Consider the following 13980-nt stretch of genomic DNA (forward strand, 5'->3'; position numbering starts at 1 on the left):
CAAATGAGAAACCCAATGAAAACATTAACAACCTTATTCTTATCTCTGTGCTTACTGAGCAGCAGCGCCTTTGCTGAGATTGATATTCTTGGTTTTACTACGGGAAAAACTACCCTTACAGAAATAAGAGAAAAATATACATTTAAAGACCCTGATGAACCAATCACAAGATTAGGTTATCCGAAAAACGGAGTTATAAATCGATTGTCTGGCAAACAACTCAACCAACCTGGATTATATTACGCCACCTTATTTTTTGACGACAAACAAAAGTTAGGCAAACTATTACTCTCATACCCGTCTAATAAAAATACATTTCATTCATTACTAAATGCTTTCAAAGAGCGGTATCCAGAACAAATCAAGATATTGTTTCAGTCTCCATTTTTCGATGATAAGGATTCCAGTGGGGCGATTTATATGAATACAAATAATTCCGCACAAATTATTTATATAAGTGAGAATCCAATGGCAACTATCACTACCGATAAGATGCTAATCAAAATTGAACAGACACCTCACGGCACCTACCTAACAAGTATAAGTGCTGATTACTACAACGCCATAGAACAGGCTCGTAATCCATTCAGAACAACCTCAGCGCAATAGGGGATGAACATGAATAAACGGGCAAAAGGCAGTAACTATACTCGCGGCGGTCAAATTCTATTTCATAACCTGCGCATGTTTGTACAGGTTAATGCCGTACTTATTCGCTGGACGTGTTACGGAGTATTAGCGTTAACAGCCCTGTTATGTTTCTTGTTTTTAGGACAAGAAACTTTAGCAGGAGCCTATCAATACTGGATTAACCAAGCGGTGAGTTTAGTTAAACCGTCAAGTCATGTGGTTCACACCGAATGGCAAGGGGTTACTTATACCAGTACGCTCGGTCAACAACTGCAAAATGCGGTATTAATCCAAGCAAATGAGCAGTTTTTACTGTGGACACAGATTTACTTCTTAATTAGCGCAACGATGGGCTTTATCTTTCTAATGCTCGCCATGTTCTACTTTAAGCGAACTGGTGACGAGCAGACCGAAGATTACTTTATTCGTGGCATGGAAAAAGGCACTCCCGAAGAACTGGCTAAGGCGCTCAAAAAAGCCAAGAAGCGATCAGAGTTCAAATTCGATGGACTCCATATTTTCAAAAAGAATTTTGAAGTCCAACACCTCTTGATTGACGGCACCACTGGCGCTGGAAAATCCGTTGCCCTGCGTAAATTGTTAACTCAAATTCGCGCAAAAGGTGACAAGGCCATTATTTATGACAAGGGTTGTACCTTTGTCAGTAAGTTTTATGACCCAAAGCGTGATGTGATCTTAAACCCCTTTGATGAACGCTGTGCTTTTTGGGATATTTGGTGTGATGCAAAAGAAGCTTCTGACTTTGAAAACATGGCCTCGGCATTAATCCCTATGCACGGGGAAGGTGATCCTTTTTGGGTGCAATCAGCCAGAACTATTTTATCTAGTACAGCCTTTAAGCTCATGGGTGAAAACGAGAAAACCCGCACAACTGAACGCCTGTTAGAACTCATGCTAACGTCTGAACTTGAGTCATTAAGCGAATATTTAAAAGGCACGGAGTCAGCTTCTTTAGTCTCTGACAAAATCCAAAAAACGGCGATTTCGATTAAGTCCGTGCTAGCGGCCTATATCAAATCATTGCGTTTTTTAGAAAATTTGGATGCCAGGAATGAAAACGGCAAGCTGGTACGCCGCAGGTTTTCTATTCGTGATTGGGTTAAGGATGACAGCCAAAAAGGGTTTCTATTCCTATCAAGCAATGCACAACAACATGCGTCATTGCGACCATTGATCTCAATGTGGTTATCCATTGCATCAACGGCCATTTTAGAAATGCAAGAAAACCCAGACCGCCGTATTTGGGTGATCATGGATGAAGCCGCGAGCTTGCATAAACTGCCAGAATTGGGTGAAACCATTGCGGAGGTTCGCAAGTTTGGCGGCTGTTATGTGATTGGTTTTCAGTCGTTTGCACAGCTCAAAAAAATCTATGGCGACAATGCCGCGAAAGAAATCTTCGACTTACTCAACACTCGCCTGTATTTCCGTTCACCGTCTAGGGAAATGGCAAAAATATCGTCTGCGGATTTAGGCGATCAAGAAGTTGATATTTCACGAGAGCAATATAGCTATGGCGCACATGAGCTAAGGGATGGTGTATCTCTTGGGCATAACACGATCACCCGTCCGATTGTGATGGATTCAGAAATCATGCAGCTTGAAGATTTACAATTCTGGTTACGCACACCTGGGAAATACCCAGTTGTGCAGGTTGATCTTGTTTTCGACAAGATGAAGTCACTTTGCCCACCCTTCATCAAACGCGACTACACCCAATCAGCTCGCATGAAACAGATTGAATGGAACCTTAATTATCATCAATACAGTGCAACAGCTAGCCTCGATAAAAATGATAAAACTTCGTTACAAGGGCTACATGAAAAAATGTATGAAGGTGATGATAACGATGATGAACGCAAGGCAGAAGTTCAGCGCATGACAGCGCTCAATGATAAAACCAATGCGGCAGCACAAGACTTATTGGATAAGCGTAAACAGGCCAACGCACAAGCTAATTTACCCACTGAAACAGCGAGCGAAACCAAGGCCAAGAAAAAAGAAAGTGATGTAAAAAAGAAAGCCAATCTTGAGGCGCAAAACCAAACTATCGAAGATGCGCAAAACCTAGAAGAACAGATCATTGGTCTGCATGATGACATTGAGCTGTAGGAGTACAAAACAATGAATTTAGTTAATTGCGAACCTCTAGCACTACGGATAGGTAAATTTTTTTTGGCATTTAGTTGTTTAGAACGAAACCTCAGATTTAAGGCTAATAATATATTGGCTCGTGAGGGCATTCATTATGATGAAGCAGAACGCTTGATACAGAAAATGCCGTTTTCAGAATTATTTTTCAAAGTAAAAATTGAATTAACCGATGAATATATAAAGGCTATATCAGAGCTTAAAACGACCCGCAATCTGCTTGCTCACGGCAGGATTGGATACGATAGAGCGAATGAATCGTTTCAATTTATGAACATGAGCGGCAGCGCTATAACATCTTATTCATTGTGTGAATTGAATGCTTTAACTACGAAAACAATTAAGTATTCTAACTTAGAGTACAAGTAACCCCTCCTATCAATTTATCAACCATTAACGAATAGCCATAGGGCTATTCGAGAGGCAACCTATGCTTTCCATTAGCCCTATCGCATCAAGTGCAAGCGGCGCAGCCGCTTACTATTTGAGTGAAGAAAAAGACCTTAACTTGCCTGACGTTTCACTAGAAAAAGACGAAGCAGACCAAAACGGCAATACCAATTATTACCTCAAAGAACAAAGCGCAGAACCTAATACCCAGTGGTTTGGCAAATTAGCGCAGCAAGAAGGAATGCTCGGCAAGCCAGTAGAAGAACAGCAGCTTACGAATGTTTTAGCTGGCGAATTAAATGGTGATTCACTAAAGGTCAAAAACGACAACGCGAGAAACGGCTTTGATTTTACGTTTTCCGCGCCAAAGTCTGTTAGCTTGTTAGCGCTGGTTGGGGGCGATAAACGCTTAATTACCGCACATGATGAAGCGGTAAAGTTTGCGCTAACGCACATAGAAAAAGATGCTGCCCAGGCGAGACAAACCGACCCCACCACTAAAGCGACATCATTTGAAAATACGGGTAACTTACTGTTTGCAATGGTGCGACATAAAACCAGCCGCGAAAGCGACCCGCAACTACATACCCACTCATTAACCGCTAACATGACCCGTGATAGCCAGGGCGCATTAAGGGCGCTTGCTAGTAGCTTCAAGCAAAAGGGCGGCATCATTAACGGGACGGGTGAGCGGGTTTATAACCATCAAAAATATTACACGTCACTGTATCAAAGCGCCCTAGCTCGTAGTGTTGAACAAATGGGCTACCAGACTCGCCCAATGGGTAATAATTTGTTTGAGGTGCAAGGTGTACCGCAAGACTTAATAGATTCGTTCTCAACCCGCAGCCAGCAAATCAAAGAACAAACCCAAAGCATGGGGTTGGACTCCCAAGCGGCCAAAGATGTGGCGGCGAAAGATACGCGCAAAGCCAAGGAATATACCGCTGAATCCACACTTATTAGCCAGTGGACAAGTAAGGCCACGCAAGGCGATTTTAGCCTAACTGAGTTTGCTGCAAACAGCATGAGTAAGGCACAATCAGAGCCGCAACACGATACCGTATTACCAGCAGCCCTAGATGCGGTTAATCGCGCCATTAGCCACAGCAGTAACACACAAAATATATTAAGTTACGCCAAGCTTATTGAAGCGGCCACCACCCACTTTACCCAAGGGGAAAAGCTCGATGCAATCAGTATTAAGCTTGCTCTTGATTTACAAATTCAACAAGGCGCACTCATACCGCTAGATAAAGAGGCGTCCATATTTACCACGCAAGCGCAGATAGACTCTGAGGCTAAGCTGCTTAAAAGCATTGAACCGAAAACAGTTAAGATGCGCCAAGTCATAGACTCGGCGCACCTACAAGGTAAAGGGTTAAATAGCGACAATCAGAAAAAAATCGTTGAGTTGTTTGCCAGCACCAAGCAAGTGAACTTAGTCAATGTGTTTGGTAGCAGCAAACAACTGGCAACGGCATTACTGCATGTAGGTGAAGCCAATGGTAAACACGTCCATATAGTCACCCCTGACCAAAACACAGAGCAACAGACTCAGAAAGCCGTGAGTCGAGATTCCTCAAGCATTGTGAAGTGGATTGCAAACCACTTTAAACCTAGCTATACCCACACGTTAGCCAACTTCAATAACAACGTAACCAATACTAACCGTGACTTAATTGTGGTTGAGAACGCCAACAAACTGGGCACGTCAGAGCTGCAAACCCTTATCACTCAAGCGCAGCAAGGTAACAGTAAATTGGTACTGCTTAACCACGCTAATGCCAAGCAAGGCATGAAAGCAGGCAATGCTATTGAAGTGTTGAAAAAGGGCAATATCCATCAAAGCAATTGGGTGGCAACCAAGCAAAGTGATACCCAGTTAACACTAAGAGAACGCAGTGATGTAGAGCGGGTTAGTGCTATTGCTAAGGCTTATGCAGATTTACCACACAAACACCAAACTCAAGTTGTCGCTTCAACACATAAAGACGTTAAACAGCTCAACACTGCCATACGCACAGAACTACAAAACAGAGGGGACGTGTCGCGCTTAGGCGTAAATATACCAACGCTAAACCCTGTCTTTATGAGTAATGAGCAGCGAGAAGTTGTAACCCAATACAGCAAAGGCATGGTGTTAACGTCATGGGGGAAAGTGGCGGGACGCAACCAGAAACAAACCTTAACCATTGATAAGGTTAATCGCGAAAATAACACGTTAACTGTCGTCAATATCAACGGCGAAAAATCAGAGCTTAACCCCAACACAAAGGCGTTCAAAACCGCCCAGTATAGCGTTAGCAGACCCGACACATTGCACATAGCTAAGGGTGATAGCTTGTATATGACAAGTAATCACCATGATAGTGGCCTTAATAAACAGCATTACACGGTCACTGAACTAACCCCTAAAATCGTCACTGTAGTGGATGGTGAGGGCAAATTTCGCACGGTCAAGGCACATGAATTACATAATGCTCCGCTCAATCATGGTTACGCCGCCACGCCGACCAATATCAACGCTAACGCCACGCACCATATCGTTAATATCAAAGCCTACAGCGCATCAAAAGAATGGCTACACGAGACTCTAACCCAAGGCGTAAAGCGTATTGATGTATACACCGATAAGCTTCAACAATTTGATGACCGATTAGAAAAAAGCGAAATCAAACCATCCAGCATTAACCGCATCATGCAGTCTACCGATGCACCAGAAAAGTTCGTTAATAGTCAAACCAGCGCCCTATTACTACAAGACGTTAGCCAATCCCTTGCCGTGATTAGTGACCAACACACAGACAAAGGGTTAGTACACAATGCGGTAGAATTTGCACTCAACCATATCAGTGAAAAAGAAGCAGGATTTACCCACAAAGAACTGGTATCAACAGCCATTCGTTACGCTTTTGAAGAAAAGAACACCAGCATTACCAAGGCCGAAATTGAAACCAAACTACAGCAGTTTGCGCAAACTCAATCAAAACATACCCCGCAACCATTGAGCGCGGAATACCATGACGGCACACGCTGGACAACCCAAGCCGCTATTGATACCGAAACCAGAATTTTAGACCGCTTCAACGCAGGTAAAGGCCAAGTTTCGCCACTAATCAGCAGCGAGTTGGCAACTCAAGCCCTCAATGAGAATACCCGTCTGACTGACGGCCAAAAGGACGCAACGCTACTCATTACCACAACCAAAGACCGCTTTGTTGCTATTCAAGGGCTTGCAGGTACAGGCAAGTCAACCATGCTCGAAACAGGAATAACACTGGTTCATCACAGCGAAGCATTGCTTGATAAGCAACAGGCTCAAACTGGAAAAAACACACCAAAAACAACCTTTATCGGCCTGGCACCAACTCATGCCGCAGTAAACGAACTCAAAGATAAAAATGTAGCAAGCCAAACAGTGCAATCACTATTAAGCAATTTCCTTAGCCAAGAACCAACGCCGAATCAATACGCCAACACCGTGTTTTTACTCGATGAAAGCTCAATGACGGGCAACGCCCAAATGGATAAGTTCACTCAACTAATTGAGTCCACTGGCGCTCGTGCCGTGTTCATTGGTGATAAGTTTCAGCTCACTGCACAAGAGGCAGGAAAACCTTTTGAACTAGCCATGAGCAAGGGCGCAATTGATAGCGTCATTATGAAAGATATAAAAAGACAACAAAACGACACCCTGCTAGGTGCTGTACACAACATTATTGACCGACAAGGTGAAAGCGCCATTGATAAAATTCAGCAGCAATCAAGCGAGTATCAAATCAGCCAAACGAGTAACTACAAAAGTGACCCCGTAGAAAGCAGCCAACAACAGGACAAAAACCCACCATCCGACAATCAACATGACAAACAAACGCAAAATATTATCTCCACACTCAAGCCCATCACAGGCGACACAAAGAAAGACCAACAATTAGCAACCGAAGCACTACCCACCACCGTAGCGCTCGAATATTTATCTCGAACCCCAGCGGCACGAGAAAACACCCTAATCATTGCTTATACCAATAAAGAGCGGGACGATATCACCCACGAAATTAGACCTGGACTACAACAACAAGGCACCCTCAGCGAACAAGAGCGAATTGTCACACGCTTGCGCGGCGTTCATGCCAGCAAAGACGAACTCGCTACCATGATGCCATACCAACAAGGGCTGATCCTCTCAACCAGTAAAGACAACTATTTTGAAATTACGAACGTAGATAAGCGCCACAACATGCTCACGCTGGCAGACATGACAACTGGCGAAGAAAAGTTTTTTTACCCGAAAAACCACGGCCATAAGTTCACGAACCTATGGACTAAATCAGAGCAACCATTAGCCGCAGGTGACAAAATCATGCTGCGAAAAAGTGATATTGAGCGCGAAATGGAAGGAAACAAGACCTACAGTATCACCACCATTGATGATAAGAGTATGAAGCTAACGTCAAGCGACAACCATACTCTGACGCTATCGACTACACAACTCAAAGATGCGCACTGGGATTACGCCTACACTCGAACGGCAGACATGGCTCAAGGGGCAACCTACAATAACGTCATAACCTCAATCAAAGGCAATGCCAAGCTAACCAATATTCGCCGCGCTATGATTGACATAACTCGCGCCAGCCAGCATGTAAAAATCATTACAGACAATCCCAAGAAAATGATGCTGTCTTGGATAAATAACGATCCGAATAAAGCCTCAGCACTAGAAACACGAGACAAGCACTACCCTGAACATTCACCATTGTTTAATGACAAACCATTGCCACAAGAAAACCCTAAGTACCAGGACATAAACGGCAACCTCGACATTAAGCAAATGACAGCAATCATCAATGAGAAGCTACCCGCTTATACTGAATCATTGGCTGCACGTTTACTGGGTGACATAAACAAAGACAAATCAGACAAGGACGCTCTAGCTTTTGAAAAGGACGGCAACATCAAAGTTACCACCACAGGCCAATATCGTGGTTACTTCAAAGATTGGAAAACAGGCGATAAAGGATCATTAATCAATTTAATTATGTTGAAGGAAAACTGCAATTTCAAAGAAGCACTATTTAAAGCTGACGCCATGTTAGCGGAACCAGAGAAGTTCGACTTAACCAAAAACGATAAGCATCAGCAGCTCAAAGACACGACCCCAATTAAGCAAAGCCAACTCGAAGCTAGAGCGCTGCAATATTTCAATGAATCAAAACCATTAAGTAACACACCAGCAGAACTCTATTTAAAACAATTGGGAATAGTAGCCAACGACAATAACAACATACGTTTCCACAATGATGTTTATTCATCAGAAACTCGCAAAACTTACCCTGCGCTCATTGCCAATATAACCAATAACAAGGGTGAAACTAAAGCCGTAGAAATTACATACTTAGATAACAATGGTAATCAACAAACTAATTTAAAAGTAGCCAAACGAATATTAGGCTCGAAGTCTGGCAACCACACCTGCATAAACAAAGCGAACAACACCAACTACAGCATAATTGCCGTAGGCGTAGAAAACGCATTAACCATCAACAGCCAAAATAAAGATAACGCTGATATTATCGCACTAACCAACAATAATGATGCAAAAACTATCAAGCCAACTGAACTAAGAGATAATGTAATTGTAGTCTTAGATAAAAACATCACTCAAGACACAACTCAACTGGCCACTGATATAACAAGCAAGCTGGCTAACGCTAATAAACACGCCATAATTATTGAGACAAGCAAAATACCAGAAGGACTCAACAAGGGCGAAATAACGAATCAGTTAGTCAATGAAGCCATTGATTCCATCACTACAAAAAACAAGGTTATGGCAAATTCAATCAAGTCGCTAAGCAATGACATTACAAATGTAATCCCGACAAACAACAATCAACAAGAAGGTAGGTTAGCAAGCTTATCCAATGATAAATTTATGGAGATAGCAATAGATAATCACCAAGCAATATCACCTCGAAGCACTCCAAATATCGAACTGCCAAAATTCGATATTGGAGAAAAAACAATATAACCAATAAATAGAAAAAGAGGCTAATTTATTATTAGCCTCTTTCTTGGCCTGCCAATATTTCAGCAATCTTCTTCTGCGCGTTATCCTGATTTATACTTCTATGCTGCTTTCGCACCGACATATCACCACCTAACCTTTCTTCGTCAAAGGTTTGATAGAACGTCAACCCACCTTGATAGAATCCTTTGACAGTGTACTCAAGAATAGCCTCCATCAATTCACGGGTAGACAACACCTCTTTATCTTCTGAGTGTTCCAAGATCCTCAACGCCAGTGCGATCAACTCTCGTGCTGCGGCGGCATCCTTCGTCAAACCTTTCTTATCCCGATAAGCAGCTAGCTTCTCATATAAATCAGCATCACAAGGAACTTGCACAACCTTACTTCTACTCATAGCAATCAAACCCCACTGTATTAAGTTGTATTAAAACTGATTATCAGGTGTATTACTTTATATTAATTCATAACTATGAAGTGTATTAAATCGTATTACCTCATGTATTAAACTTTAATACACAATGAAAATAAAAACCACTGACAACCCTCACATACCAACGGTTTAATACGAAATAATACAATTATTATTAAAAGTGTATTAAAACAGCATTTCATTTGTGATTACAGCAACTTAATACAATAATATTATTTTTGTATTAGTTTTTTAATACGATTTAAGATAAATTTCAAATGGATTTCAATAAAATAGTTTTTATATACAAATAGTTTTATATGCTTTTGCTTCAATGACTTACACCACAGACAACCATGAGAATCAATTTATTGATTCTTGCGTGGGGTGTGGTCTCTAATTGGTGAATTTTAACTATTACTTTTTCGGTCAGCTTTGTTTGCTTTTTTTACTTCGGATTCGATGGGATTTATAGACAAGGCCGCTGCCATTTGAAGCAGTACCAGGGCATAAGTATCGCGAGAAAACTTGAAAGAGTTACATTTTCAAGTTGAAATTCAGGCACAAAAAAACCGCTTGCGCGGCTTAATCATCTTGCTGTGGGGTATTAGTATTCGCTAGGCAATAACGCTGTAGTTCGCGTTCTATCGGCTTCGGTAATAATCCAAATATTAACCCCTGAAAATAAATACACGGATATTACTCGTTCACCGTTAGCAAGCGCATAATTATTAGATTGCCAATCATCATCACACGCTAACCCCCAATCTCCTAAAGCATGACGGTAAAATATCTCTGCAAGCATTTTATTATTATCGCCATTGAGTAACGCATTAACCCCACGACTCAGATTAGTCACACCAAGCCATGCTATTCCCCTTGCATCTCTTGCTGCTTTTTCTTCTTTGGTTTCGTTCATATTACCCTCTTAATTCTTAGGGGCTTAATCGTTACTTATCATTAAGCCCGTTATCTTCTATGCTGCTATTTGCTTCTCGCTAGTAAGTTCCATTAAATACTGGTGAGCTTTTGATGCTGCGCTAGCCGCTTTAAAAATATAACGCTTGTCATTTCTCAACCTTTCTAACCAACTGGCGATATATGATTCATGTTGAACGTCACCGCTAATATTCAACCCCGCCATTAAAAAACTAGCGCCTAACTCTGCGATCAATTCTTCAAACGCATAATCCTCAGAACCGAAACGACTCCCTTTAATTCTATCGAGTCGATGCTTTGCCCCCGTCCAGTGAGTTAACTCATGTAAAGCGGTGGCATAAAAATCAGCGCCATTAGTGAAGCGTTCGCGACTGGGCAAAACAATTTCATCGGTTGAGGGTCTAAAATAAGCGTTTGCGCCACTTTCTTTAATATTCGCGGCTGTAGCACTTAAAAACATTTCCGCTCGTTCAATGGCTTCAAATGAAGTTGATTCATCATCAACGGTCACAACCTCAAGCTTTAATCCATCTATTTGACTAGCATTAAATACAACGAAGGATTTAAGCATAGGAATATTATCTTTTTCACCTGTGGCTTTATCTTCAACCTCAAGCATTTTATAAAAAACTATTCGAGTGCCTTTTTCACCTTTGCGAACACAGCCACCCAGCTCTGAGGCTTGCTTAAATGTGAGCCAGTAATTAGATGGAAAATTTAATTTAGTTGCAGAAACCCAAAGCAATAAAATATTAATGCCGCTATATGCTTTCTTACTCTGAAAATTCACAGGTAAACCACCAAAGCCGCCAGTTGTTTTCCAAGGACACACCCAAGGCTTAACTCCATTATCTAACGCCTCAATTATTTGATTAGTCACTTCTTGATACATATCAAATACAGGCTTGACTACTTTTTTGCCTTTGCTTTTATTCTTGCCGCTTTTAGAAATATCGAGCTTGGGAGAGCCTGCTTGTGTCTTGAGGCTAACAGTTGATTGACTGGTATTAGTGTGAGTTGCTTGAGTTGGGAGTGAGTTAGTCATGGCTTGCTTTCCTGTGTGGTTGAATATCGATCTCGTCTGCGCCTGACTTCCTGTTCTCACACCATCGTTCTGATTTTCAAGGGCGCGAAGCGGCGCAGCTTCCCTTGAAAATTAGGTTGTGGCGTGAGACAGATTAGAAGTCAAAGCGCGGCGTGATTGATATTCGCTTTGCACAGGAAAGCCATGACTGGCGAAGGACAAGCGCGAGCTTACTCACACTTAACCAGGCAAGGGGCTGTTAGTGCTTTAGTCTTTGGCTTTTGCGTTAGGGATTGGCAAGCAGGAATGATTAGCCAGTGCTGCAACTTGTTGCGCTTTGCACCGGCTAATTATTATCGCGGGGCGCGAAGCGCAAAGCCCGCCCGAAGGAACGCCCAGTTCAATCTATGATGACGGAGCCAGTAACATCCCCAACTCATAATCTTGAAAAAGTTACGTTATCAAGAGGAGATAGGATATACACGATGCACCAGAGAACAACGAGAGGGCGGCGAAGCCGCTGCGTTAACTCGCTTTGGCCGCAACTGATAGGAGAGTAGAAACAAAAACAGCCCTAAAAAGGGCTGTATTAAATGCGAAACCAATAATTATTGCGGTGGCAACCTATCAACAAGAAAGGCCGTAGCTGCTGCCACGGTAACGATCATTGTAAACGCAGTCGCAAGCATCCAATTTTTCAGGGAATCAATTTTACTATCAGTTCGAGTGGCTACGCGCTCAATTTTGGCATCTAACTCACTAGCAACACGTTCAATTTTAGTGTCAAGCTCACGCCTTACGTTGTCTAACTGCTCTTGCGTAGCAGCATGACCAACGATATTAATCAGTTGCTCGGCAGTGAGTATAATTTGATTAGTTTGATTTGCGTTCATTTTATCACCTGTCAGTATTAAAGTTATTGTATTGTGTTTACATGAATTTGTCGTTTAAATTTTCAGGCGCCCTGTCAACGCCTGTTCACCCGCTATTTGTTTTTCACATGTATGGGCAATTCATTTCATCGTGGCCTAGCCAAAATTCAGACTGTAGAATTTCAGGCATTTTTGAAATCAGGCTTCGTATGTTGTTAACAATTGGCTGTATTTTGAGATTTTCGCGGCTGCATCTGGCGTAATCCAAAAACTCATTCATCAAAACGCAAAACTTAACACCTTCAGAAAATGAATCTTGACACGCGCCGCCAAGAATATAGTCATCTTCTTCAGAATAAATTAACGCAAACTTTGCTTTAACAACGGCCAGCGTTAGCTCTATTTCGGTAAATGCGATTAATAACTCAGTTGTGGTTGTGGTTTTGCTTTCAGAAATATCGAGCTTGGGAGAGCCTGCTTGTGTCTTGAGGCTAACAGTAGATTGACTGGTATTAGTGTGAGTTGCTTGTGCTGGGAGTGAGTTAGTCATGGCTTGTTTTCCTGTGTGGTTGAATATCGATCTCGTCTGCGCCTGACTTCCTGTTCTCACACCATCGTTCTGATTTTCAAGGGCGCGAAGCGGCGCAGCTTCCCTTGAAAATTAGGTCGTGGCGTGAGACAGATTAGAAGTCAAAGCGCGGCGTGATTGATATTCGCTTTGCACAGGAAAACCATGACTGGCGAAGGACAAGCGCGAGCTTACTCACACTTAACCAGGCAAGGGGCTGTTAGTGCTTTAGTCTTTGGCTTTGTCTTTGGCTTTGTCTTTGGCTTTTGCGTTAGGGATTGGCAAGCAGGAATGATTAGCCAGTGCTGCAACTTGTTGCGCTTTGCACCGGCTAATCATTATCGCGGGGCGCGAAGCGCAAAGCCCGCCCGAAGGGAACGCCCAGCTCAAGCCATGATGACGGATTGAGTAACAGCCCCAACTCACAATCTTGAAAAAGTTACGTTATCAAAAGGAGATAGGATATACACGATGCACCAGTGAGCAATCAGAGGGCGGCGCAGCCGCTGCTTGTCATCACGCATGAAGCTTTCACCGTAAGACGCCCAACGCTTTAATATTGCGACAATTTAAAAAAGCAGGCATGTTACCAGCGAAATTTTTATTCACTGGATACAAAACAATGACAAAGACAGAACTCATAGCAAAAATCGCCATCAACAGTGACATCACCAAGAAAGAAGCGGATGCAGCATTAAAAACTCTTATCGCAACGATTACTGAAACCCTAAAGACTGATGTAGAAGTTGTGCTCACAGGCTTTGGCACCTTTAAATCAACAATTCGCGCCGAGCGTGTAGGACGTAATCCTCAAACAGGTGAACCTATGACCATCGCAGCCAAACGCATCCCTAGCTTTAAGGCTGGTAAAACGCTGAAAGAAGCCATGAATGCTTAATACCACAAGAAAAGCGTCTCTAATGACGCTCTTCTTCTCTTAGC

General features: G+C 42.4%; 10 protein-coding genes. 5 read left to right on the forward strand and 5 right to left on the reverse strand.

The genetic code is table 11. From position 1 onward, the window contains the following. Positions 1-15: 15 nt before the first annotated feature. The 4 genes from AC1HDP_RS18310 (at position 16) to traI (ending at position 9226) form a co-directional block, all read left to right on the forward strand. Positions 16-609 (forward strand): hypothetical protein, encoded by a 594-nt coding sequence (locus AC1HDP_RS18310; protein WP_479640005.1) that lies wholly within the window; start codon positions 16-18, stop codon positions 607-609. A gap of 9 nt (positions 610-618) precedes the next feature. Further along, the gene (traD, locus tag AC1HDP_RS18315) at positions 619-2763 is read left to right on the forward strand and encodes a type IV conjugative transfer system coupling protein TraD (protein WP_479640006.1); all 2145 of its coding nucleotides are present in this window, start codon (positions 619-621) and stop codon (positions 2761-2763) included. A gap of 12 nt (positions 2764-2775) precedes the next feature. Next, on the forward strand, positions 2776-3171 hold the full coding sequence (locus tag AC1HDP_RS18320; RefSeq protein WP_479640007.1) for a hypothetical protein: 396 nt from the start codon (positions 2776-2778) through the stop codon (positions 3169-3171). A 61-nt stretch (positions 3172-3232) separates the two neighbouring features. Continuing rightward, the gene (traI, locus tag AC1HDP_RS18325) at positions 3233-9226 is read left to right on the forward strand and encodes a conjugative transfer relaxase/helicase TraI (RefSeq protein ID WP_479640008.1); all 5994 of its coding nucleotides are present in this window, start codon (positions 3233-3235) and stop codon (positions 9224-9226) included. 31 nt (positions 9227-9257) lie between these two features. Here the strand turns inward: traI and AC1HDP_RS18330 are convergent, their stop codons facing one another. The 5 genes from AC1HDP_RS18330 to AC1HDP_RS18350 all read right to left on the reverse strand — a co-directional run bounded on the left by AC1HDP_RS18330 (position 9258) and on the right by AC1HDP_RS18350 (position 13020). Then, positions 9258-9620: a hypothetical protein gene (locus AC1HDP_RS18330; protein ID WP_479640009.1), complete on the reverse strand. Its 363-nt coding sequence runs from the start codon at positions 9618-9620 to the stop codon at positions 9258-9260. A gap of 622 nt (positions 9621-10242) precedes the next feature. Then, positions 10243-10554, reverse strand: a complete 312-nt coding sequence (locus tag AC1HDP_RS18335) for a hypothetical protein (protein ID WP_479640010.1) — start codon at positions 10552-10554, stop codon at positions 10243-10245. Positions 10555-10611: 57 nt separating this feature from the next. After that, a complete protein-coding gene (locus AC1HDP_RS18340; RefSeq protein ID WP_479640011.1) occupies positions 10612-11619 on the reverse strand; it encodes an ArdC family protein in 1008 nt (335 codons plus the stop codon). Between the two features lie 587 nt (positions 11620-12206). Continuing rightward, positions 12207-12491 (reverse strand): hypothetical protein, encoded by a 285-nt coding sequence (locus tag AC1HDP_RS18345; protein ID WP_479640012.1) that lies wholly within the window; start codon positions 12489-12491, stop codon positions 12207-12209. A 103-nt stretch (positions 12492-12594) separates the two neighbouring features. Then, positions 12595-13020 (reverse strand): hypothetical protein, encoded by a 426-nt coding sequence (locus AC1HDP_RS18350; RefSeq protein WP_479640013.1) that lies wholly within the window; start codon positions 13018-13020, stop codon positions 12595-12597. Between the two features lie 640 nt (positions 13021-13660). Here AC1HDP_RS18350 and AC1HDP_RS18355 point away from each other — a divergent pair. After that, positions 13661-13936: an HU family DNA-binding protein gene (locus AC1HDP_RS18355; RefSeq protein ID WP_479640027.1), complete on the forward strand. Its 276-nt coding sequence runs from the start codon at positions 13661-13663 to the stop codon at positions 13934-13936. The last annotated feature ends 44 nt before the right edge of the window (positions 13937-13980 follow it).

It is taken from the genome of Shewanella sp. ISS20 (assembly GCF_056522965.1).